Consider the following 23,469-nt stretch of genomic DNA (forward strand, 5'->3'; position numbering starts at 1 on the left):
CGGTGGGTACCCCGCGCACGCGGGGCCCGGGACACAGGGAGAGCGCGCGATGAAGGCTGTTCAGTACCGCGAGCCCGGCGGGGCGCCGCAGGTCGTCACCGTTCCCGAGCCCGAGGCCGGGCCCGGGCAGGTGCTGCTGGCGGTGACCGCCGCCGGGGTCTGCCACTCCGACATCGCCGTGATGGGGATGCCCGTGGAGAAACTGGGCTTCCCGCTGCCGCTCACCCTCGGCCACGAGGGCGTCGGCACCGTCGCCGCGCTGGGCGCGGGCGTCACCGGGCTCACCGTCGGCGAGCAGGTCGCGGTCTACGGGCCGTGGGGCTGCGGCCGCTGCGCGGCATGTGCCGAGGGCCGGGAGAACTACTGCCGCCGCGCCGCCGACCTCGGCATCTTCCCGCCCGGACTGGGCGCGCCGGGCGCCATGGCGGAGTACATGGTCGTCGACGACCCGCGCCATCTGGTGCCGCTCGACGGGCTCGACCCGGTCGCAGCGGTCCCGCTGACCGACGCCGGTCTGACGCCGTACCACGCCATCAAGCGGTCGCTGCTCAAGCTGGTGCCGGGCTCGACCGCCGTGGTCATCGGCGCCGGGGGACTGGGGCATGTCGCGATCCAGCTGCTGCGGGCGATGACCGCCGCACACGTCATCGCGCTGGACGTCGCGGACGAGAAGCTGGCGCTCGCCCGCGAGGTCGGCGCGCACGAGACGGTGCGCTCCGACGTGCACGCCGCCGCCGCGGTCCGCGAGCGGACCGGCGGTCTCGGCGCCCAGCTGGTGCTGGACTTCGTGGGCGCGCCGCCGACGGCCGCCGCTGCCGGGGCGATGGCCGCGGCGGAGGCGGACGTCACCATCGTCGGGCTGGGCGGCGGCGCGCTGCCGGTCGGATTCGGGACCACCGCGTACGAGGTGTCGGTCTGCGCGCCGTACTGGGGCAGCCGTGCCGAGTTGGCGGAGGTGCTGGCGCTGGCCCGGGCCGGTGCGGTCGCGGTGCACACCGAGACGTACGGGATCGACGAGGCGCCGCTCGCCTACGAGCGGCTGCACCAGGGGAAGATCGACGGCCGGGCCGTGATCCTCCCCCCGGGGGTGAGCCGGGCTACCGGACCACCTCGAAGTGGTCGATCCGCTCACCGGACTCGGCGAGCGCGGTGACCTTCATCGTCGGCCGGTGGCCGGGGACCACCTCGACGGCGAGGAACGAGAAGCCGGTGTAGCGCACCCGGGACCACTCCACGGCCTCCTTCGCCTTCGCGCGGTCCTTCGTCCAGTGGTAGGTGTCCACGTGGTCGAGGTCCTTGACGTGACCCTCGTAGCTGTCCGGGACGGGGAAGTCGTAGAGCGCCTTGCCCGCGCCGCCGGCGGTGACGTAGACGATGCCCTCGTGGCGCGGGTCCACCCGCTCGCCCGGGGGCATCTTCTTCGCCACCCGGCCGCCCTTGAGGGCGTCGGTGCGCTCGTAGACGTGGTTGTGGCCGTTGACGACGAGGTCGACGCGGTGCTTCTCGAAGAGCGGCAGCCAGGCGTCGCGGACACCGCCGTCGGAGGCGTGCGCGTTGGTGGTGGAGTACGCGCAGTGGTGGAAGAAGACGACGACGAAGTCGATGCCGGGGGTGGCGCGCAGTTCGCCCAGGCGCCGGTCGAGCCAGCGGGTCTGGCGGCCGCCGGTGTAGCCCTGGTTGGCGGGGATCTCGTAGGAGACGTCGTTGGCGTCCAGGGCGACGACGGCGGTGTTGCCGTAGGTGAAGGAGTAGACGCCGGGTGCCGCCCGGGGGTCGGGGCCGTTGCCCGGCAGGGTCCAGCGGGCGTTCTGGCCGCCGTAGCCGTTGGGGGAGTACCACGCCTCCATGTCGTGGTTGCCGGTCGTCACCATCCACGGCACGGACTTCGCCACCGACTCCGTCTGGGCGAGGAACTGGTCCCACACCCGCGCGTCGTAGGTGTCGTGCTCGGAGCCCTGGCCGTCCGGGTCGGCATAGCAGATGTCGCCGGCGTGCAGGTGGAAGGCGGGGTTCTGGCCCAGGATCAGCTGGTCGTTGGCGAGCGCGTGGTAGCTGACGCCCTGGTCGCCGAAGGCGGTGAAGACGAACCGCTCGGCGCGCGCCGGGGCGGTGCGGAAGGTGCCGACGGTGGAGAAGTGGCGTGCGTCCGCCGGGTCGAAGCCGTCGTGGCCGACGCCGTAGTAGTACGTGGTGCCCGGGCGCAGCCCGTCCAGCGCCGCGTGCAGATAGAACTGGTCGACCGCGGGCAGCTTCGACGACAGCGACGGGGTGTGCAGGCCGCGGACCTCCGCCTGGATCTTGCGGCCCAGGTCCCAGGGCTTCAGCCCGACCCGCAGATAGGGCCGCCGTACCGCGAACGGCACCTGCCAGCCGACCCGCATCTGCGTCGTCGGATCGGCGCCGAACGCCAGATGGCGGGCGAACGGGGCGACCAGCGAACCGTCCACCGGCGAGGCGGCGCCCGAGGTGAGCAGCGTGGGGGTGGCGACGGGCGCGGCGTGTGCCGAACCGGCCAGCAGGCCGCCCGCCGCGACGGCTCCGGCGCCCGCCGCCGAGGTGCGCAGCAGGCCCCGCCGGGTCAGCCTGGTCCGCAGGTACGCGTGCTGTTCGGGCATGCTCATCCGGGCGGCGAGCCGTTCCGGTATGCCCACGCGCGGCAGATGCGAGGGCTGGGGGGCGCTCCCCCGGGAGTCTCCAGTCATGGCCCCGAATGTCCCAGCGCCACCCGACCGCAGCGGGACGGTGAGGTGAACGGCGGCTGACCGGCTCCCCATGTGTCCGCATGGCGGACGCCGCGTGTCAATGAATGGGACGACGAGTAGGGTCCAGGCATGTCTCGCAGCATTCGCCTCGCAGTGATCCCCGGTGACGGTATCGGCCCGGAGGTCGTGGCCCAGGGCCTCAAGGTCCTGACCGCCGTCCTCCCGCAGGACGTCAAGCTGGAAACCAAGGAGTACGACCTTGGTGCCAAGCGCTGGCACGCGACCGGTGACACCCTCCCGGACGAGGAGCTGGCGGCGCTCCAGGAGCACGACGCGATCCTCCTGGGCGCGATCGGTGACCCGTCCGTGCCCTCCGGCGTACTGGAGCGCGGACTGCTGCTCAAGCTCCGCTTCGCCTTCGACCACTTCGTGAACCTGCGGCCGTCGAAGCTCTTCCCGAACACCGCGACGCCGCTGGCCGGTCGCCCCGACATCGACTTCGTCGTCGTCCGCGAGGGCACCGAGGGCCCCTACACCGGCAACGGCGGCAGCCTGCGCACCGGTACGCCCGCCGAGGTCGCCACCGAGGTCAGCGTCAACACCGCCTACGGCGTGGAGCGGGTCGTCCGGGACGCGTTCGCGCGGGCCGCCGCGCGGCCCCGCAAGAAGCTGACGCTGGTGCACAAGAACAACGTGCTGGTCCACGCCGGGCACATGTGGAAGAACATCTTCGACAAGGTCGGCGCGGAGTACCCCGAGGTCACCACCGACTATCTGCACGTCGACGCCGCGACGATCTTCTTCGTCACGCAGCCCGAGCGGTTCGACGTCCTCGTCACCGACAACCTCTTCGGCGACATCCTCACCGACCTCGCCGCCGCCGTCACCGGCGGGATCGGCCTCGCCGCCTCCGGGAACATCAACCCGACCGGCGAGTTCCCCTCGATGTTCGAGCCGGTCCACGGCTCCGCGCCGGACATCGCGGGCACCGGCAAGGCCGACCCGACCGCCACGGTCCTCTCGGTCGCCCTGCTCCTGCGCCACCTCGGTCTCGACGCCGAGGCGGTCCGCATCGAGGAGGCGGTCGCCGCCGACCTGGAGGCCCGCGACGGTACGGCCCGCACCACCGACGAGATCGGTGATCTGCTCGCCGCACGTGTAGCGGGCTGACGCCCGCGCCGCATCGCCACACCACGGAGCGCCGGGCCGGAAAGGCCCGGCGCTCCGTGCCGTATATCCCGTGTACGTACCTCCGGTCCGAGGGATCCTCGGCGGACGAACCGGTCCGCACCGGCACACGCCGGGCAACGGGAGTCGCGCACACCCGTTCCGCCCCCGGACACCCGCGCGCGATAATCGGACATGGACCGCCGGCCGCGACGACGAGGCGCCCCTGACGCCAGGGCCACCCCGCGCCCGGGGCGCGCGGCCGTAACAACCGCACCGGTGCCGCACCCCGAGCACGCCCGGCCCCGCCCGTCGGCTCCGGAAGACGCAGTGAAGGACACGCATTCATGACGACGCCCACGATCGAACTCAAGCCCTCCGCGAACCCGCTGTCCGACGCCGAGCGGGAGCGGATCCTTTCGGCCCCGGGTTTCGGCCGGCACTTCACCGATCACATGGTGACGATCAGGTGGACGGAGGGCCGCGGCTGGCATGACGCCCAGCTCGTCCCGTACGCGCCGCTCTCCATGGACCCGGCGAACATGACCCTCCACTACGCGCAGACGATCTTCGAGGGGCTGAAGGCGTACCGCCGCCCCGACGGCGGCGTGGCCACCTTTCGTCCGGACGCCAACGCCCGCCGCTTCCAGGACTCCGCGCGCCGGATCGGCATGCCCGAGCTGCCCGTCGAGACCTTCATCGCCGCCTGCGACGCGCTGGTCACCCAGGACAAGGCGTGGGTGCCGGCCTCCGGTGAGGAGTCGCTCTACCTGCGGCCCTTCATGATCGCGACCGAGGTGGGGCTGGGCGTCCGGCCCGCCAACGAGTACCTGTTCATCGTCATCGCCTCCCCGGCGGGCGCCTACTTCGCCGGTGGCGTGAAGCCGGTGTCGGTGTGGCTGTCGAAGGAGTACGTCCGCGCGGTGCCCGGCGGCACCGGCGCCGCCAAGACCGGCGGCAACTACGCCGCCTCGCTGGTCGCCCAGGCCCAGGCCGCCGAGCAGGGCTGCGACCAGGTCGTCTGGCTGGACGCGATCGAGCGCCGCTGGATCGAGGAGATGGGAGGCATGAACCTCTACTTCGTCTTCGGCGACCGCATCGTCACCCCGGAGCTGACCGGTTCGCTGCTGCCCGGCATCACCCGCGCCTCGCTGCTCTCCATCGCCGCCGACCTGGGATACGAGGTCGCCGAGGAGCGGATCAGCGTGGAGGACTGGAAGGCGGGCGCCGCCGACGGTTCGCTCACCGAGGTCTTCGCCTGCGGCACCGCCGCCGTGATCACCCCGGTCGGCTCGGTGAAGTCCGCCGACGGTGCCTGGGACGTCGCCGACGGGCAGCCCGGTGAGGTCACCATGAAGCTCCGCAAGGCGCTGCTGGACATCCAGACCGGTGCCGCCCCCGACCCGCACGGCTGGATGCACCCCCTGGGCTGAGCCCGCACCCGTACGCACCGGGCCGCCACCCCGCACGGGTGGCGGCCCGCTCTGCGTTCCGGACGTAATTCATTAGAGCGGCGATCGATAGGTGGAAGCCTTGCCCTCCATGGCGAGGAAGCCGCTCTTCCGTACTCCCCTCCCTCAAGTTAGAGTGGCGCTCAAATCGAGCTGGAGGTGTGAGGATGCGGCTGACCCCGACGGAACGCGACCGGCTGCTGCTGTTCGGCGCCGCGGAGCTGGCGCGGGCGCGCCGGGCCCGCGGGGTGCGGCTGAACGTCCCCGAGGCCACCGCGCTGATCGCGGACACCGTCTGCGAGGCGGCCCGTGACGGGCGCCGCCTCGCCGAGGCGATCGAGGCGGCGCGCTCGGTGCTCGGCCCGGACGATGTGCTGCCCGGCGTCGCCGACGTCGTCACCGAGGTGCATGTCGAGGCCGTCTTCGACGACGGCTCCCGGCTCGCGGTGGTCAGCGAGCCGATCCGCGGTGCGGTGCCCGACCCGCACGGACCCGGCGCCGTCCTGCCCAGGCCGGCGGATCCGGAGCCCGAACCGGCGCTGCGGCTGACCGTCCGCAACACCGCCACGGTGCCGGTCAGCGTCACCTCGCACTTCCACTTCTTCGAGGCCAACCCCCGGCTGGAGTTCGACCGCGGCGCCGCCTACGGGATGCGGCTCTGCGTCCCGGCGGGCTCGTCCGTGCGGTTCGACCCCGGTGGCACCGCCGAGGTCGGGCTGGTGCCGATCGGCGGCGACCGCATCGCGATCGGCTTCGCCGGACTCGTCGACGGGCCGCTGGACGCGCCGGGGGCCAAGGACGAAGCGCTGCGGCGGGCGGCCGCCTGCGGCTACCTGGGAGCGGAAGGACAGCGATGACCGCCATGGATCCCCACGAGTACGCGTCGGTGCACGGACCGCGCGCCGGTGACCGGGTCGTCCTCGGCGACACCGGGCTCGTCGTCCGCGTCACCTCCGACGCCCAGCGGCCCGGCGACGAATTCCTCGCCGGATTCGGCAAGACCGCCCGCGACGGGCTCCACCTCAAGGCCGCCGGGGTCCGCGACACCTGCGACATCGTGATCAGCAACGTCCTGGTCATCGACGCGGTCCAGGGCATCCGCAAGGTGTCCATCGGCATCCGTGAGGGGCGGATCGCCGCCGTCGGACGGGCCGGGAACCCGGACACCCTCGACGGGGTGGACGTCGTCACCGGCACCGGCACCACCATCGTCTCCGGCGAGGGGCTGATCGCCACCGCCGGCGCCGTCGACACCCACGTCCATCTGCTCTCCCCGCGGGTGATGGAAGCCTCGCTCGCCTCCGGCGTCACCACGATCATCGGCCAGGAGTTCGGGCCGGTCTGGGGCGTCGGCGTCAACTCGCCGTGGGCGCTGGGCCGGGCGTTCGGCGCGTTCGACGCCTGGCCGGTCAACATCGGCTTCCTGGGCCGCGGCTCGTCCTCGGGCGCTGCGCCGCTGGTCGAGGCGCTGGCCGAGGGCGGCGCCTGCGGCTTCAAGGTCCACGAGGACATGGGCGCCCACACCCGCGCCCTGGACACCGCGCTGCGGGTGGCCGAGGAGCACGACGTGCAGGTCGCGCTGCACAGCGACGGCCTCAACGAATGCCTCTCCGTCGAGGACACCCTCGCCGTCCTGGAGGGCCGCACCATCCACGCCTTCCACATCGAGGGCTGCGGCGGCGGACACGTCCCCAACGTCCTGAAGATGGCGGGCGTCCCGAACGTCATCGGCTCCTCCACCAACCCCACGCTGCCCTTCGGGCGGGACGCCGTCGCCGAGCACTACGGCATGATCGTCTCCGTCCACGACCTCAAGACCGATCTGCCGGGCGACGCCGCCATGGCCCGCGACCGGATCCGCGCCGGGACGATGGGCGCCGAGGACGTCCTCCACGACCTGGGCGCCATCGGCATCACCTCCTCCGACGCGCAGGGCATGGGCCGCGCCGGGGAGACCGTCCGCCGGACCTTCGCGATGGCCGGGAAGATGAAGGCGGAGCTGGGCCCGCTCGACGGCGACGGACCGCACGACGACAACGCCCGGGTGCTGCGCTACATCGCCAAGCTGACGCTCAACCCGGCGCTCGCGCACGGGCTGGCCCACGAGATCGGGTCGATCGAGACCGGCAAGATGGCGGACATCGTGCTCTGGCAGCCGCAGTTCTTCGGCGCCAAACCGCAGCTGGTGCTGAAGTCCGGCTTCCCCGCGTACGGCGTGACCGGCGACCCGAACGCCGCCACCGACACCTGCGAACCGCTCGTCCTGGGCCCGCAGTTCGGCGCGCACGGCGCCGCGCCCGCCGAACTCTCCGTCGCCTTCGTCTCCCGCGCCGCGGTCGAGGCGGGCGGCGACCACCTGCCCACCCGCCGCCGCCGGGTCGCCGTCCGCGGCACCCGCGGCATCGGCCCCGCCGACCTCGTCCACAACTCCCGGATCGGCGAGGTGCAGGTCGACGCCCGCAGCGGACGGGTCACCCTCGACGGCGAGCCGATGCGCTCCGACCCGGCCGAGTCCGTCTCCCTCTCCCGCCTGTACTTCCTGTGAGCCGCCGGGCGCGCGCCCCGGCATCCAACTGTGAGGACCCCCGCATGAACACCCCCGCCGCCGACGGCTTCCGCATGCCCCCCGAGTGGGCGCCGCACGACCGCACCTGGATGGCCTGGCCAGGACCGAACGCCACCTTCGGCCCGGAGGGCGGCGAGACGCTGCGCGCCGCCCGCCACGCCTGGGCCGCGGTGGCCCGCGCGGTGCGCCGCTTCGAACCGGTCACCGTCGTCGCCGCGCCCGCCGCCGAGGGCGCCCGCGCCCTGCTCGGCCCGGACATCGACGTCGTCGAGGCGGAGCTGGACGACGCCTGGATGCGCGACATCGGCCCCACCTTCCTCACCGACGGCGCGGGCACGCTCGGCGCCACCGACTGGATCTTCAACGGCTGGGGCGCCCAGGACTGGGCCCGCTGGGACCACGATGCCCGGATCGGCGCGCACGTCGCGGGCCTGGCCGGGGCCCGTACGTATGCGTCGTCGCTGGTCAACGAGGGCGGCGGGCTGCATGTCGACGGCGCGGGCACCGTGCTGCTCACCGAGACCGTGCAGCTCGACCCGGACCGCAACCCGGGCCGCACCAAGGAGGACGTCGAGGCGGAGGTCCACGCCCACCTCGGCACCACCAAGGCCATCTGGCTGCCGCGCGGACTCACCGCCGACTACGGCCGGTTCGGCACCCGCGGCCATGTCGACATCGTCGCCGCCTTCGCCCGCCCCGGCACCGTCCTCGTCCACAGCCAGCCCGACCCGGCCCACCCCGACCACGCCGTCGGCAAGGAGATCGCCGAGGTGCTGCGCGCCGCCACCGACGCCCGGGGCCGCCGCCTGGAGGTCGTCGAGGTGCCCGCGCCGACCGCCATCGAGGCGGACGGCGAACTCGTCGACCACTCCTACCTCAACCACTACCTCTGCAACGACGGCGTGGTCCTCTGCGCCTTCGACGACCCGCGCGACGAGGAGGCCGCGGCGCTCTTCCGCCGCCTCTTCCCGGACCGCACCGTCACCCTCGTCGACGCCCGCACGATCTTCGCCGCGGGCGGCGGCATCCACTGCATCACCCAGCAGCAGCCGCGCCCCTGACACCCGCCGGGACGGCGGACCGGACGCCGTCCCCTAGGGTCCTTCTGTCACCCTTCCGCCGACCCAGGAGGCCCCGTGTCCGAACCCGCCCGCCGTCCCCGGCGGCGGCTCAACCAGCCCCGCGAACAGGTACTCGCCGCCGCGATGGCGACCATCGCCGACCGGGGACTCGCCGGGCTGACGATGGCGGGCCTGGGCCGCGAGGTCGGCATGAGCAGCGGCCACATCCTGTACTACTTCGGCACCAAGGACGAGCTGCTGCTCCAGACGCTGCGCTGGAGCGAGGAGCAGCTCGGCGCCGACCGCCGCACCGCCCTCGCCCGCCGCGTCCCGGTCCGCGAACGCCTCGACGCGCTCGTCGACCTCTACCTCCCCGACGGCCCCGGCGACCCGCGCTGGACCCTCTGGCTGGAGGTCTGGAACCGCACCCGCACCGCCGACGACGCGGCCCGCGAACGCCAACTCGACCTCGAACTCGCCTGGCACCGCGACCTCGTCGCCCTCCTCGTCGAGGGCGCCTCGGACGGCACCTTCCGCCCCGCCGACGCCGAACGCCTCGCCACCCGCATCCGCGCCCTTCTCGACGGCTTCGCCACCCACCTCGTCGTGGGCCTGCCCGGCACGGACCCCGCCGTGGTCCGCGGGCAGGTGGCGGAGTTCCTCGACGAGACGCTGACCCCGGCGTGAGGCCGTCCCGGCGCCGGGCACGCCGGGAAAAATCCCCGTCCGCGAACGCAACGTACTCAAGTACGCGGGATCGTTGCGGACGTTGCTCTTGCCGAGTGGGCGCCGGTCGGCGACCGTGATCGGCTATGGGGAGAGAACAGTGGAAGAAGATCTGGGTCGGCTCGGCCGGGAACATGGTCGAGTGGTTCGACTGGTTCGTGTACGCCAGCTTCGCGGTGTACTTCGCGGACGCGTTCTTCCCCAAGGGGAACGACACCGCCAACCTCATGAACACCATGGGGATCTTCGCGGTCGGCTTCTTCCTGCGCCCCGTCGGCGGCTGGCTGCTCGGCCGGGTCGGTGACCGCAAGGGCCGCAAGGCGGCGCTCACCCTCACCGTCACCCTGATGTCCGCCTCGGCGATCCTCATCGCCGTCGCACCCACCTACGCCGTCGCGGGCTACGGCGGCGTCGCCGTCCTGCTGATCGCCCGGATGCTCCAGGGCCTCTCCGTCGGCGGCGAGTACGCGGCCAGCGCCACCTACCTGACCGAGGCCTCCGCCCCCGGACGGCGCGGCTTCGCCTCCAGCTTCCAGTACGTGTCGATGACCGCCGGCCAGCTCCTCGGCCTCGGCCTCCAGATCGTCCTCCAGCGGACCATGTCCGACGAGGCGCTGCACAGCTGGGCCTGGCGGATCCCGTTCATCATCGGCGCGCTCGGCGCCGCCGTCGTCTTCTACCTGCGCCGCAACATGCTGGAGGCGGACGTCTACGCCGCCGACGAGGACGCCGCCACCGACCCCGACCGCGGCACCCTCAAGGCGCTGCTGGCCCACAAGCGCGAGGCGTTCCTCGTCATCGCGCTGACCATGGGCGGCACCGTGGCGTACTACACGTACACGACGTACCTCACCAAGTACCTCTCGAACAGCGCGGGGATGGAGAAGTCCACCGCCTCGCTGGTGAGCTTCTGCGCGCTCTTCCTCTTCATGTGCCTCCAGCCGCTTGCCGGACGGCTCTCCGACCGGATCGGCCGCCGGCCGCTGCTGATCACCTTCGCGCTCGGCTCGACGTTCCTGACCGTGCCGATCATGACGCTGCTGCGGCACGCCGGGTCCTTCTGGCCCGCGCTCGGCCTCTCGCTGCTGGCGCTGGTCGTCGTCACCGGCTACACCTCGATCAACGCCTGTGTGAAGGCGGAGCTGTTCCCCACCGGCATCCGCGCCCTCGGCGTCGCCCTGCCGTACGCCATCGCCAACGCCCTCTTCGGCGGCACCGCCGAGTACGTCGCGCTCTGGTTCAAGAACGGCGGCATCGAGTCCGGCTACTACTGGTACGTCGCCGGGTGCGCCGCCGTCTCCCTCGTCGTCTACCTGACGATGCGCGAGACCCGCACCATCGACCTGCACCGCGTCGGCAAGGACGGCGCGGCGGCGGACGAGCCGACCGCGACCCCCGCCTGACCCACCGGGCCGGACGCCAGCCGTCCGGCCCGCCCCGCACCACGGCGCCCGTACGGACCCTGACCGGCGGACGCCCTGCCACGACGCACCGGGCCGGTCCCCCCGAGCCGGCCCGGACCGTCGGCCGGCCGGCGGCGGCCCTCTCCCCGGGCCGCCGCCGGATCACGGCACTCCGCCCGCGCCCGGTCCGTGTGTGCCCCGGCGCCCGCATCGTGAGACCGGCTACCTCGTACTGCGCGGGACGTGCCAAACTGCCCCCGTGCTCTCGTTCGCCATGATTATTGGCAGCAGGCGCGCCGGTCCGCAGTGACCGCCCCGTACCTACCGCGTACGGCGCGGCCCTCGTCGTCCCAGACCCGCGCGCAGACCTCTCGCACCCGCGAGGGGTTTTTTCGTTTCCGGACCCACCCGGCACCGGAAGGCGGAGCGCGAGGGAACATGGAGGGGCGGTGGAGCCGGTCATTCCGGTAGACCGAGATCCCGACAGGAGCCAGACCAGCATGACGGACGCACACAAAGCCCCGGCGTCGCCCGAGCCCCGCCCCGCGGGCGCGGTCCCCGACGACTTCCACGTCTTCGACACCACGCTGCGCGACGGCGCCCAGCGCGAGGGCATCAATCTCACCGTCGCCGACAAGCTCACCCTCGCCCGTCATCTGGACGACTACGGCGTCGGCTTCATCGAGGGCGGCTGGCCCGGTGCCAACCCCCGCGACACCGAGTTCTTCCAACGCGCCCGCGCCGAGATCGACTTCCGGCACGCCCAGCTCGTCGCGTTCGGCGCCACCCGTAAGGCCGGGGTCCGCGTCGAGGACGACCCGCAGGTCACCGCCCTCCTGGAGTCCGGTGCACCGGTCGTCACGCTGGTCGCCAAGTCCCACGTCGGGCACGTCGAGTTGGCGCTGCGCACCACGCCCGAGGAGAACCTCGCGATGGTCGCGGACACCGTCGCGTACCTGCGCGACCAGGGCCGCCGGGTCTTCCTCGACTGCGAGCACTTCTTCGACGGCTACGCGCTGGACGCCGCCTACGCCAAGCAGGTCGTGCGCACCGCGAGCGAGGCGGGCGCCGATGTGGTCGTCCTCTGCGACACCAACGGCGGCATGCTGCCCGCGCAGGTCGCCGCCGTCGTCCGCACCGTCCTCGCCGACACCGGCGCTCGCCTGGGCATTCACGCCCAGGACGACACCGGCTGCGCCGTCGCCAACACCCTCGCCGCGGTGGATGCCGGTGCCACCCACGTCCAGTGCACCGCCAACGGCTACGGCGAGCGGGTCGGCAACTCCAACCTCTTCCCCGTGGTCGCCGCGCTGGAGCTGAAGTACGGCCGTGCGGTGCTGCCGCCCGGCAAGCTCGCCGAGACCACCCGGATCTCGCACGCCATCGCCGAGGTCGTCAACCTCACGCCCGCCACCCACCAGCCGTACGTCGGGGTCTCGGCGTTCGCCCACAAGGCCGGGCTGCACGCCTCCGCGATCAAGGTCGACCCGGACCTCTACCAGCACATCGACCCGGCGCTGGTCGGCAACACCATGCGGATGCTCGTCTCCGACATGGCCGGCCGCGCCTCGATCGAGCTGAAGGGCAAGGAGCTGGGCATCGACCTCGGCGGCGACCGGGAGCTGGTCGGCCGGGTCGTCGAGCGGGTCAAGGAACGCGAGCTGGCGGGGTACACCTACGAAGCCGCCGACGCCTCCTTCGAGCTGCTGCTCCGCGACGAGCTGGCGCGCGAGGGCGAGCGGGGCCGGGCCGCGCGGTTCTTCCGTACCGAGTCCTGGCGGGCGATCGTCGAGGACCGCCCGGACGGCTCGCACGCCAACGAGGCGACGGTGAAGCTGTGGGCGAAGGGCGAGCGGATCGTCGCCACCGCCGAGGGCAACGGCCCGGTCAACGCCCTGGACCGGGCGCTCCGCGTCGGCCTGGAGCGGATCTACCCGCAGCTCGCCCGGATCGAGCTGGTCGACTACAAGGTCCGCATCCTGGAGGGCCGCCAGGGCACCGGTTCGATCACCCGCGTCCTGATCTCCTCCACCGACGGCAACGGCGAGTGGTCGACGGTCGGCGTCGCCGAGAACGTCATCGCCGCCTCCTGGCAGGCGCTCGACGACGCCTACGCGTACGGGCTGCTGCGCGCCGGGGTGGAGCCGCAGGAGTAACCGGACCGCACACGCGAAAGCCCCGCACGGCCCTCCGGGGCGGTGCGGGGCTTTCGCGTGCGGGGATCAGGCGGCGTTCTTCACCGCGGAGATGTCGAAGGTGAGCTTGACCTTGTCGCTGACCATCACGCCACCGGCCTCCAGCGCGGCGTTCCAGGTCAGGCCCCACTCGGAGCGCAGGATCTCGGCGGAGCCCTCGAAGCCGACGCGCTCGGCGCCGTAGACGTCGGTGGCGGCGCCCTGGAGTTCCAGGTCGAGGGTGAGCGGCCGGGTGACGTCCTTGACCGTGAAGTTGCCGGTGACGCGGAAGCGGTCGGCGGTGAGCTGCTCGACGGCGGTGGAGACGAAGGTCATCAGCGGGAACGCCTCGGCGTCGAAGAAGTCGCCGCCGCGCAGGTGGGCGTCGCGGTCGCCGATGCCGGTGTCGATGCTCTCGGTCCGGATCTCCAGCGCGGCGGTGGAGCGGCCCGGCTCGGAGCCGTCGAGGTGCAGCCGGCCCTCGTAGGCGCCGAAGGAGCCGCGGACGTTGGTGACCATGGCGTGGCGCACCGCGAATCCGATGCTGCTGTGGGCCGGGTCGATGGTGTAGTCGCCGGTCAGCGCGGCGAGCGCGGGGTCCGCCGCGACGAGGGCGGGGGCGGCGGGGGCTTCGGCGCGCTTGCGGGTGAACAGAGCCATGGCTCCTCCTCGGAAGAAGTTGTTTAACGTTCAACGAGAATGACTGTAGCGCGGTCTGGTTCAACTTTCAACTTCTTCGGTTCGTGGGGCCCGGGCAGAGGGGTGCGGCCCGGGTCCACCGGCGCGGGGGAGGGGCCGCGGCGCCCCTTCCACCCCGTCCGCCCCCGCCCCTCTCGCGGAGCCCTTGTTCCGTCGTGCGCCCCGTGCTACACCGGCGCTCCGCCCGCCATGTGCGCCGTCCCGCAGGCCGGTCGGCCGGTCCGGGCCCGCCGTGCCGTCACCGAGAGGAACGACCGTGCCGCACCCCTCCGCCTGGTCCCGCCGCGCTTTCCTCGCCACCGGGGGCGCCGCCGCCCTCGGCGCCGCCACACCGGTCACGTCCGCCGCGCCGGCCCGAAGATCCGCGGCCTCCGACGACGTCTTCGCCGCCCTGCGCCGCCGCTGGACGGAGCTAGTCCTCGGCACCGGCTTCGACCCGGACGCCGAGCCGTACGCCCGCGCGCTGCGCGAGACCGGGGAGCTGGCCGGAGGGTTCGCCGCCACCATGCGGCCCGCCGCCGCCTCGCTCTGGCCCGACCAGCCCTTCGACCCGCCCGCCGGGATCACCCGCAGCTACACCCGGCTGCACACCATGGCCGAGGCGTACGCCCAGCCCGGCACCGGACGCACCGGCGACGCCGCCCTCGCCGACGCCGTCCGGACCGGCCTCGACCACCTCGAAACCGTCGTCTACCACGCCGGGGCCGACCGCTACGGCAACTGGTGGGAGTGGCAGATCGGCAGCCCGCAGCAGCTCCTCGACACCCTCGCCGTCCTCGACACCCACCTGCCCGGCGGCCCGCTCCCCGACGACGAGCGCGCCCGCCACCTCGCCGCCGTCGACCACTTCGTCCCCGACACGATGCTCGGCGCGTACACCGGCACCAGCACCGGCGCCAACCGCGTCGACCTGTGCCGCGTCGTCGCCCTGAGCGGCATCCTCGGCCGGCACCCCGCCAAGGTCGCCCTCGCCCGCGACGCCCTCTCCCCGGTCTTCCCCTACGTCACCCACGGCGACGGGCTCTACGCCGACGGCTCCTTCATCCAGCACACCGCCGTCGCCTACTCCGGCACCTACGGCTACGTCCTCCTCGACGGCATCGGACGCCTTCTCGCCCTGCTCGGCGGCAGCGAGTGGGCCGTCACCGACCCGGCCCGCCACACCGTCCTCGACAGCGTCACCCACGCCTACGCACCGCTGCTCCACGACGGGCTGATGATGGACATGGTCAGCGGACGGGCCGTCAGCCGCGGCGCGCTGCTCACCGACGACCGCCGCGTCCCGCGCAGCGACCACTACCACGGTCACGCCCTCCTCGCCGCCGTCGCCCTGCTCGCCGAGAGCGCCGGGGAGGCCGACCGCGCCCGCTGGCACGCCCTGGTCAAGGGCCATGTCGCCCGCGACCGGGTGCTGCCGGTCCGCACCGACCGCCAGTACACCGTCGCCGACCTCGCCCGCCTCGCCGCCATCGCCGACGGCCCCGCCGCACCCGCCCCGGAGCCCGACGGCCACCGCCTCTTCCCCGCCATGGACCGCGCCGTCCACCGCCGCCCCGGCTGGACCGCCGGGCTCGCCATGGCCTCCGACCGCATCGCCCACTACGAGAACGGCAACGGCGAGAACCCGCACGGCTGGCACACCGGCGCCGGGATGCTCTCCTGGTGGGCGGGGGAGAGCGGCGGGGCGCAGTACACCGACGCCTTCTGGCCCACCGTCGACCCCTACCGGATGCCCGGCACCACCGTCTCCACCAAACGCCTCGCCGACAACGAGGGCGGCGCCTTCGGCGCGCCCCGTCCCGACGTCCGCTGGGTCGGCGGCACCACGGACGGCAGCTACGCCGCCGTCGGCCAGCACCTGCGTGGCCTCGGCTCCACCCTCACCGCCCACAAGTCGTGGTTCTTCCTCGACGACACCGTCGTCTGCCTCGGCGCCGGGATCACCGCCCGTGACGGCGTGCCCGTCGAGACGGTCGTCGACAACCGCGCCCTCGGCGCCGCCCTCACCGTCGACGGCCACCCGCAACCCACCGCCCCCGGCACCGCCCGCACCTTCCCCGCCGCCCGCTGGGCCCACCTCGCCGGACACGGCGGATACGTCTTCCCGGGCGGCGCCGCACTGCACACCCTCCGCGAGGACCGCACCGGCTCCTGGCACGACATCAACACCGACTCCGACGCCACGCCGCTCACCCGCCGCTACCTCACCCTCTGGCACGACCACGGCACCGACCCGGACGGCGCCCGGTACCTCTACCTGCTGATGCCCGGCGCCACACCCCGCGCCGTCGCCGCCCGCGCCGCCGACCCCCGGTGGCTCACCGTCCTCGCCCACACCGCCGACCGGCAGGCCGTCACCGTCCCCACGCTCGGCCTGACCGCCGCCAACTTCTTCCGCCCCGGCACCGCCGGACCGCTCACCGCCGACGGCCCGGTGAGCCTCCTCGTCCGCCGCACCGGGCCGCGCACCGCCACCCTGCACGCCGCCGCGCCCGAGCGGACCGGCGAACCGCTGGAGATCGTCTGGCACCGGCCGGTCGCCGCCGTCGCGCACCACGACCCCGGCATCGCGGTCCTCGCCACCGGCCGCACCTTGCGCCTGCGGCTCACCCCGGGAACCGCCTGCACCACCCACACCGCCGCCCTCACACTGCGCTGACCGGCGCGGACGCCGCCGGGAGGGGCGCCGACGCCCCTCCCGGTTTTGTCGGCCCCATACAGCACAGGCGGCGCAGCCCACTCGAACGGAGCAGTGCGGCGACCTCACGTACAGGAGGCTTCTGTACTGCTTGCCCACCAAATCGCATCCGACGTTGTACGAATCCGACATCGGCGCCCGGGCCCTCGCCCACGTACCGTCGATGCATGACCACTGTCGAAGAGGTGCCCGCGGGCGCGACCGACGCCCGTGGGCGCGTCGCCGAGTTGCACGCGATCCGCGAGCAGGCGTACCGAGGTCCCAGCGAGCGGGCCACCGAGGCCCAGCGGGCGAAGGGCAAGCTGACCGCCCGCGAGCGGATCGAGCTGCTGCTGGACGAGGGTTCGTTCAACGAGGTGGAGCCGCTGCGCCGGCACCGGGCGACCGGTTTCGGCCTGGAGGCGAAGAAGCCGTACACCGATGGTGTGATCACGGGCTGGGGCACGGTCCACGGCCGGACGGTCTTCGTCTACGCGCACGACTTCCGGATCTTCGGCGGTGCCCTCGGTGAGGCGCACGCCACCAAGATCCACAAGATCATGGACATGGCGATCCAGGCGGGCGCGCCGCTGGTCTCGCTGAACGACGGCGCGGGCGCCCGTATCCAGGAGGGTGTCTCCGCGCTCGCCGGTTACGGCGGCATCTTCCAGCGCAACACCAAGGCGTCCGGTGTCATCCCGCAGATCTCCGTGATGCTCGGCCCCTGCGCCGGCGGCGCGGCCTATTCGCCGGCCCTGACGGACTTCGTCTTCATGGTCCGCGACACCTCCCAGATGTTCATCACCGGACCGGACGTCGTCCGCGCGGTGACCGGCGAGGAGATCACCCAGAACGGCCTGGGCGGCGCCGACGTCCACGCCGAGACCTCCGGTGTGGCGCACTTCGCCTACGACGACGAGGCCACCTGCCTCGAAGAGGTCCGCTACCTCCTCTCGCTGCTCCCGGCCAACAACCGCGAGAACCCGCCGGTCGTCGAGTGCGAGGACCCCGCGGACCGCAGCGGCGACGCCCTCCTCGACCTGGTCCCCGCGGACGGCAACCGCCCGTACGACATGCGCAAGGTCATCGAGGAGATCGTCGACGACGGCGAATACCTGGAGGTCCACGAGCGCTGGGCGACCAACATCATCTGCGCGCTGGCGCGGCTGGACGGCCGGGTGGTCGGCATCATCGCCAACCAGCCGCAGTCGCTCGCCGGCGTCCTCGACATCGAGGCGTCCGAGAAGGCCGCCCGCTTCGTCCAGATGTGTGACGCCTTCAACATCCCGATCGTCACCCTGCTCGACGTCCCCGGCTTCCTGCCCGGCGTCGACCAGGAGCACGGCGGCATCATCCGCCACGGCGCCAAGCTGCTCTACGCCTACTGCAACGCCACCGTGCCGCGCATCTCGATCGTGCTGCGCAAGGCGTACGGCGGTGCGTACATCGTCATGGACTCGCAGTCCATCGGTGCGGACCTCACCTACGCCTGGCCGACCAACGAGATCGCGGTCATGGGCGCCGAGGGCGCGGCGGGCGTCATCTTCCGCCGGCAGATCGCCGACGCCGAGGACCCCGAGGCGATGCGCGCCCGCATGGTCAAGGAGTACAAGTCCGAGCTGATGCACCCCTACTACGCCGCCGAGCGCGGTCTGGTGGACGACGTCATCGACCCGGCCACCACCCGCCACACGCTCATCCGCTCGCTGGAGATGCTCCGCACCAAGCACGCGGATCTCCCGGCGCGCAAGCACGGCAACCCGCCGCAGTAGCCGCACCGCCGGCCCGACCGGCGACGCAGGCGACCACGGCACCACAGACGACGAAGACGACGGAGACGCACGCATGAATTCCGCAGCCACCCCCATCCGCGTGGAGAAGGGCGAGGCCAGCGAGGAGGAGCTGGCCGCCCTGACCGCCGTGCTCCTGGCCCGCGCCGCCCACCGCCCCGCCGCGCCGGCCCGCCCCCGCGCCACCGCCGCGCGCTGGCGCCGCCTGGAGCGCCAGCACGGCTTCCACGGCGCGACCAGCTGGCAGCGCTGACACCCCGTCATATACGCCTCGGGCCCCGCACCATGCACAGGTGCGGGGCCCGAGGCGTATCCGGGAGCGGTCAGGCGCGGACCGGCTCCGGCGCGGCGTCCGGCCCGTCCGGCACCTGCTCCGCCGCGGCCCGTTCCTCCTCCGGTGTCTTCAGATACAGCGTCAGCAGCGCCGAGACGACGTACAGCGCGGCGAAGATGATGACCACGCCGGACGGGCCCAGCGGCCCCAGGAAGAGGCTGACGATCGCCGGACCGACGAACGCGGCGCCGCCCGCACCCAGGTTGAGCAGCGCCATCGCGCCGCCCTTGTTGTCGGGGGCGAGCGCCGGGATCAGCGCCGAGATGGAGACGAACCCGGCGAGCGTCACGCCGTAGAGCATCCCGACGACGATCGCGACGGTGTAGTTGCTGCCTACCGCCTTCGGGACGAAGTACAGCGTCAGCGTGGTGATCGCGCAGCCGATGCCGCCGAACGACGCGATCGTCTTCCGCCAGCCGATCTTGTCGCCGATCACGCCGAAGAGAAGGTTGCAGAAGACGTTGGTGCCGTAGATGACGGCCAGCAGCGTCAGCCAGCGGCCCTCGCCGAAGTGCAACTCCTTGGCGAAGAACGTCGGCAGGAACACCAGGAAGCCGAACTCCGGTGCGGTGTTGATGATGCGCACCACACAGCCGACGGCGACCTTCGGATGGGTCCAGGCGATGGAGAGGCTGGAGAGCAGCGACTGCACCGGACGCACCTCCGGCGGCGCAAGCCGCGCGAACCCGGTGCGCTCGCGCACGCCGAGCAGACAGAACGCCCCGCCGACGGCGATGATCGCCAGCGCCACCCACAACGTGCCCAGGTGGCCGAAGAGCGGGTTGGTGACGCCCGCGACGAGTGAACCGAGGGTCGGCAGACCGCCGGTGAAGGCGACGTAGAACCAGCCGACGGCGGTGCCCATCCGCGCCTTCGGGGCGGTGGCGGTGATCCACACCAGGAATCCGAAGGCGAAGAGCGGGTACCCGAAGCCGCGCAGACCGTAGAAGACCAGCATCAGCGGGTAGTTCTGCGGGCCGATGGCGAGGGTGAGGAAGAGCACGTCGAAGACGATCCACACCGCGAGCCCCAGCTGCATCACCCGGCGCGGCCCCCACAGGTCCGACAGCGCCCCGGAGAGCCAGGAGGCGAGCATGACGGTCACGCCGTACGCGGTGATCACATAGGAGGCGTGTACCTCGGTCCCGGCGCCGTGGTCGGCCATGAACGGCGCGATGAATCCGGACTCGACGCCGTCGCCCACCATGAACAGCAGGACGCCGAGGTAGCCGAAGATCAGCGGCCGCGGGATGCCGATCCGGTCGAACAGGGTGGGTGGTGCCATGTCACGCCTCCGTGGGGCGGGTGCCGCCGCAGGACGGCGGACGGCGGGTCGGGGCTGAGGAGCCGGGTCTCCGGGCTCGGGCGCCGCCGGTCGGCGGGCGCGGTGCGAGCATCATCAATCCTGAGATCTTCACATGCAAGGTGTGATGCGAGGGATTTTGAGTGGTCGTTATCCCAGGTAACTCGGTGATTTCCCGGGTGAGGGGTGACGTGATCTGTGATGTAGGTGTTAAATCAAACAGGGACGAAACAAAGGAGTGTGCCCCTGATGACCACCACCCCCGTCGGCCCCGGACACCACGCCGAGACCTTCCGCGAGGACTGGCTGGAAGGGCTGGCCGACGCCTACGCACGCACCGTCCGCCGCGTCCCGGCAAGGTGGCCGTCGTCATCGGCGGCGGCTCCGGCCACTACCCGGCCTTCGCCGGACTCGTCGGCCCCGGGCTCGCCGACGCCGCCGCCATCGGCGACGTCTTCGCCAGCCCCAGCGCCGAACAGGTCTACCGCACCGCCCGCGCGGCCGACGGCGGCGCCGGCGTCCTGATGACCTACGGCAACTACGCGGGCGACGTCATGCACTTCGGCCTCGCCGCCCGCCGCCTCGCCGCCGAGGGCACCGACGTCCGCACCGTCCTCGTCACCGACGACGTCGCCAGCGGTCCGCCGCCCGCCGACGGGCAGGAGATCGACCCGTCCCGCGACCGCCGCGGCGTCGCCGGAGACTTCTTCGTCTTCAAGATCGCCGGAGCCTCGGCCGACCGCGGCGACGACCTCGACACCGTCGCCCGCCTCGCCGCCCACGCCAACGCCATGACCCGCACCTTCGGCGCCGCCTTCGCCGGCTGCACCCTGCCCGGCGCCGCCGCACCGCTCTTCACCGTCGACCCCGGCACCACCGAACTCGGCATGGGCATCCACGGCGAGCCCGGACTGCGCTCCACCGGCGCCCTCACCGCCACCGAACTCGCCGACGCGCTCGTCGACCCCCTCCTCGCCGAACTGCCCCGGCCCGCCGACGGCCGCGTCGCCGTCCTCCTCAACGGCCTCGGCCGCACCAAGTACGAGGAGATGTTCGTCGTCTACCGCCAGGTCAACCGCCGCCTGCGGGCCGCCGGACTCCGGCCCTACCGCCCCGAGGTCGGAGAGTTCGTCACCTCCTTCGACATGGCCGGCGTCTCCCTCTCCCTGATGGCCCTCGACGACGAACTCACCGCCCTCTACGACGCCCCCTGCGACACCCCCGCCTTCCGCGCCCTGCCCGGCGGCCACACCCCCGCCGCCGACGACCGCACCGCGGACGGCGACACCACGGACACCGCGCGGATCCCGGCCGCCCGGACCGCACCCGCGCGCGCGGACGCCGCCGCCGATCTGCCCGCCACCGCCGCGCTCCGCGCCGCCCTCGACGCCGTCGCCGCCCACGAGGACGAACTCGGCCGCCTCGACGCCGTCGCCGGGGACGGCGACCACGGCATCGGCATCGTCCGCGGACTGCGCGCCGCCGTCACCGCCGCCCGCGCCACCGAGACCGGCCCGGCCGCACCCCGCACCGCCGGCGCCGCCCTGCTCGCCGCCGGACTCGCCCTCGCCGACGCCTCCGGCGGAGCGTCGGGCGCGCTCTACGGCGCCCTCCTCGCCGAGACCGGCGCCGTCCTCACCAAGGCCCCCGACGGCCCCTGCACCACCGAGCTGTTCGCCGACGCCGCCGACGCCGCCCACCACGCCGTCGCCGCCCTCGGCGGCGCCCGCGTCGGCGAGAAGACCCTGCTCGACGCCCTCGAACCGTTCCGCCTCACGCTGCGCGCCCGCACCGCCGACGGCCCCGCCAAGGCATGGCGCGCCGCCGCCGAGGCCGCCACCCGCGCCGCCGCCGCGACCGCCGACCTCGTCCCGGCCCGCGGCCGCGCCGCCCGCATGGGCGACCTCGGCCGCGGTCACCCCGACGCCGGCGCCACCTCCCTCGCGCTGCTGCTCACCGCCGTCGGCGACACCCTCACCGACTGAGCCGCACATGCCGAAGGCCCCCGTACACCAAGCGGTGCGGGGGCCTTCGGCGTGGTGCGTGCGCGTCGTCAGCGCAGGCGGGCCATGAGCGCGTGCTCCACGAGCGTGATGAGTGCGCTCTTCGCCTCGCTGCGGTGGCGGGCGTCGGTCGTGATGATCGGGGCGTCCGGCCCGATCTGCAGCGCCTCGCGGACCTCGTCCGGCGTGTACGGCTGGTGGCCGTCGAAGCCGTTGAGGGCGATGACGAAGGGGAGTCCGCTGTTCTCGAAGTAGTCGACGGCGGGGAAGCAGTCGGCGAGGCGGCGGGTGTCGACGAGGACGACGGCGCCGATGGCGCCGCGTACCAGGTCGTCCCACATGAACCAGAAGCGGTCCTGACCGGGCGTACCGAAGAGGTACAGGATCAGGTCCTGGTCCAGGGTGATACGGCCGAAGTCCATCGCCACGGTCGTCGTCGTCTTGTCCGGCGCGTGCGTGAGATCGTCGATCCCCGCAGACGCTGAGGTCATGACGGCTTCGGTGCGCAGCGGGTTGATCTCTGAGACGGCCCCGACGAACGTGGTCTTACCCACGCCGAAGCCGCCCGCCACCACGATTTTCGCGGAGGTGGTGGAGCGGGCTGCACCGCTAGAGCTTGCGAAGTCCACTGAGCACCCTTTCGAGCAGTGTCACATCTGGCTGTCCGCCGGCGGTCTCGTCCCCGCCGGGCTGATGGATGGCGACAAGTCCGGCCTCCGCCAGGTCGGCGACGAGGATCCGGGCGACGCCGAGGGGGATGGAGAGAAGTGCGGAGATCTCGGCGACTGATTTGATCTCGCGGCAGAGGTGGCAGATGCGTTGGTGCTCCGGCAGCTGGCCCTGTAGCTGAGCCGGGTCGGCCGTGGTGCTGACCAGCGCCTCGATGGCGAGCTGGTAGCGCGGCCGGGTCCGGCCCCCGGTCATGGCGTACGGGCGCACCAACGGGTTGTGCGCGCCGCCCACGGGCGCCTGGGGCGCCGGGGGCTGCGGCTGCACCGGCTGGATGCCGGGCGTCCGAGGGGGCTCGTACACCGACGGCTCGTACGGCTGGGGGTCGTACGGGCGGGGTGGGGACTGCGGGGGCTGCTGCTGCCGCGGCGGCTGGGACCGCTGCGGCCGGCGGCTCGGCGCGGACGGGAAGTTGAAGCGGTTGTGAGGGGTCTCGCCCTGGGGTCCGGACTGCTGTCCGGGACCGTACGGGTACCCGTCAGGGGGCGTTGCCACGTCTCCTCCTCAACTTGCCTGTCTGACGCCGGTCGCGCCCTCGCACCCTAATGGGCCGAAGGCGGGAAACGCACTGCTTGTCTGCTAGTTCAGAAGGCTGCCCTGGAGTTCGGCGCGTAGGTCGGGGGTGAGGACGTTGCCTGCGCGGTCGACCAGGAGGGCCATTTCGTAGCCGACGAGGCCGATGTC

18 protein-coding genes and 1 pseudogene are annotated in these 23,469 nt (G+C 72.8%); 13 read left to right on the top strand and 6 right to left on the bottom strand.

Annotated features, from left to right (window positions below):
* Window positions 1–49 precede the first annotated feature (49 nt).
* Entirely contained in the window at window positions 50–1,153 is a 1,104-nt protein-coding gene (locus ACZ4U4_RS09535) for an NAD(P)-dependent alcohol dehydrogenase (protein WP_467870845.1), read from the top strand.
* Here ACZ4U4_RS09535 and ACZ4U4_RS09540 read toward each other — a convergent pair.
* Window positions 1,098–2,702: a purple acid phosphatase family protein gene (locus ACZ4U4_RS09540; RefSeq protein ID WP_467870847.1), complete on the bottom strand. Its 1,605-nt coding sequence runs from the start codon at window positions 2,700–2,702 to the stop codon at window positions 1,098–1,100. The genes ACZ4U4_RS09535 and ACZ4U4_RS09540 overlap by 56 nt on opposite strands.
* 129 nt (window positions 2,703–2,831) lie before the next feature.
* Between ACZ4U4_RS09540 and ACZ4U4_RS09545 the strand changes: the two genes are divergently transcribed.
* The 8 genes from ACZ4U4_RS09545 to cimA all read left to right on the top strand — a co-directional run bounded on the left by ACZ4U4_RS09545 (window position 2,832) and on the right by cimA (window position 13,232).
* The gene (locus tag ACZ4U4_RS09545; RefSeq protein ID WP_467870850.1) at window positions 2,832–3,872 is read left to right on the top strand and encodes a 3-isopropylmalate dehydrogenase; all 1,041 of its coding nucleotides are present in this window, start codon (window positions 2,832–2,834) and stop codon (window positions 3,870–3,872) included.
* Between the two features lie 344 nt (window positions 3,873–4,216).
* Entirely contained in the window at window positions 4,217–5,302 is a 1,086-nt protein-coding gene (locus tag ACZ4U4_RS09550; RefSeq protein ID WP_467870852.1) for a branched-chain amino acid aminotransferase, read from the top strand.
* A gap of 185 nt (window positions 5,303–5,487) precedes the next feature.
* Entirely contained in the window at window positions 5,488–6,177 is a 690-nt protein-coding gene (gene ureA / locus ACZ4U4_RS09555; RefSeq protein ID WP_467870855.1) for an urease subunit gamma, read from the top strand.
* The gene (locus ACZ4U4_RS09560) at window positions 6,174–7,865 is read left to right on the top strand and encodes an urease subunit alpha (RefSeq protein ID WP_467870857.1); all 1,692 of its coding nucleotides are present in this window, start codon (window positions 6,174–6,176) and stop codon (window positions 7,863–7,865) included. Before ureA ends, ACZ4U4_RS09560 begins: the two co-directional genes overlap by 4 nt.
* A gap of 44 nt (window positions 7,866–7,909) precedes the next feature.
* Window positions 7,910–8,947, top strand: a complete 1,038-nt coding sequence (locus ACZ4U4_RS09565) for an agmatine deiminase family protein (RefSeq protein WP_467870859.1) — start codon at window positions 7,910–7,912, stop codon at window positions 8,945–8,947.
* A gap of 75 nt (window positions 8,948–9,022) precedes the next feature.
* Window positions 9,023–9,634, top strand: coding sequence for a TetR family transcriptional regulator C-terminal domain-containing protein (locus tag ACZ4U4_RS09570; protein ID WP_467870862.1), 612 nt, complete (start codon window positions 9,023–9,025; stop codon window positions 9,632–9,634).
* 125 nt (window positions 9,635–9,759) lie between these two features.
* The gene (locus tag ACZ4U4_RS09575; protein WP_467870864.1) at window positions 9,760–11,076 is read left to right on the top strand and encodes an MFS transporter; all 1,317 of its coding nucleotides are present in this window, start codon (window positions 9,760–9,762) and stop codon (window positions 11,074–11,076) included.
* A 500-nt stretch (window positions 11,077–11,576) separates the two neighbouring features.
* Window positions 11,577–13,232, top strand: coding sequence for a citramalate synthase (cimA, locus tag ACZ4U4_RS09580; protein WP_467870866.1), 1,656 nt, complete (start codon window positions 11,577–11,579; stop codon window positions 13,230–13,232).
* 66 nt (window positions 13,233–13,298) lie between these two features.
* On the opposite strand, the gene ACZ4U4_RS09585 is transcribed toward cimA, so the two are convergent.
* Window positions 13,299–13,910, bottom strand: a complete 612-nt coding sequence (locus tag ACZ4U4_RS09585; RefSeq protein WP_467870869.1) for a YceI family protein — start codon at window positions 13,908–13,910, stop codon at window positions 13,299–13,301.
* Between the two features lie 295 nt (window positions 13,911–14,205).
* On the opposite strand from ACZ4U4_RS09585, the gene ACZ4U4_RS09590 reads away from it, so the two are divergent.
* The 3 genes from ACZ4U4_RS09590 to ACZ4U4_RS09600 all read left to right on the top strand — a co-directional run bounded on the left by ACZ4U4_RS09590 (window position 14,206) and on the right by ACZ4U4_RS09600 (window position 18,669).
* The gene (locus ACZ4U4_RS09590) at window positions 14,206–16,608 is read left to right on the top strand and encodes a polysaccharide lyase 8 family protein (RefSeq protein WP_467870872.1); all 2,403 of its coding nucleotides are present in this window, start codon (window positions 14,206–14,208) and stop codon (window positions 16,606–16,608) included.
* A gap of 206 nt (window positions 16,609–16,814) precedes the next feature.
* Entirely contained in the window at window positions 16,815–18,398 is a 1,584-nt protein-coding gene (locus ACZ4U4_RS09595) for an acyl-CoA carboxylase subunit beta (protein ID WP_467870875.1), read from the top strand.
* Between the two features lie 73 nt (window positions 18,399–18,471).
* Entirely contained in the window at window positions 18,472–18,669 is a 198-nt protein-coding gene (locus tag ACZ4U4_RS09600; RefSeq protein ID WP_345085904.1) for an acyl-CoA carboxylase epsilon subunit, read from the top strand.
* 70 nt (window positions 18,670–18,739) lie between these two features.
* Here ACZ4U4_RS09600 and ACZ4U4_RS09605 read toward each other — a convergent pair whose 3' ends face one another.
* On the bottom strand, window positions 18,740–20,035 hold the full coding sequence (locus tag ACZ4U4_RS09605; RefSeq protein ID WP_467870878.1) for an MFS transporter: 1,296 nt from the start codon (window positions 20,033–20,035) through the stop codon (window positions 18,740–18,742).
* A gap of 377 nt (window positions 20,036–20,412) precedes the next feature.
* Here ACZ4U4_RS09605 and ACZ4U4_RS09610 point away from each other — a divergent pair, with 377 nt between their 5' ends.
* Window positions 20,413–22,038: a dihydroxyacetone kinase family protein gene (locus ACZ4U4_RS09610; protein ID WP_467870880.1), complete on the top strand. Its 1,626-nt coding sequence runs from the start codon at window positions 20,413–20,415 to the stop codon at window positions 22,036–22,038.
* 68 nt (window positions 22,039–22,106) lie between these two features.
* Here the strand turns inward: ACZ4U4_RS09610 and ACZ4U4_RS09615 are convergent, their stop codons facing one another.
* The 3 genes and pseudogenes from ACZ4U4_RS09615 to ACZ4U4_RS09625 form a co-directional block, all read right to left on the bottom strand.
* Window positions 22,107–22,685, bottom strand: coding sequence for a GTP-binding protein (locus ACZ4U4_RS09615; RefSeq protein WP_073447656.1), 579 nt, complete (start codon window positions 22,683–22,685; stop codon window positions 22,107–22,109).
* Window positions 22,666–23,280 carry a DUF742 domain-containing protein gene (locus ACZ4U4_RS09620; protein ID WP_467870882.1) on the bottom strand — a complete coding sequence of 205 codons (615 nt, stop codon included), beginning with the start codon at window positions 23,278–23,280 and terminating at the stop codon, window positions 22,666–22,668. The genes ACZ4U4_RS09615 and ACZ4U4_RS09620 overlap by 20 nt, the downstream gene beginning before the upstream one ends.
* Window positions 23,281–23,364: 84 nt before the next feature.
* Window positions 23,365–23,469: pseudogene (locus tag ACZ4U4_RS09625) on the bottom strand (roadblock/LC7 domain-containing protein); the annotation flags it as partial.

This window comes from Streptomyces sp. NPDC029159, from assembly GCF_055564055.1.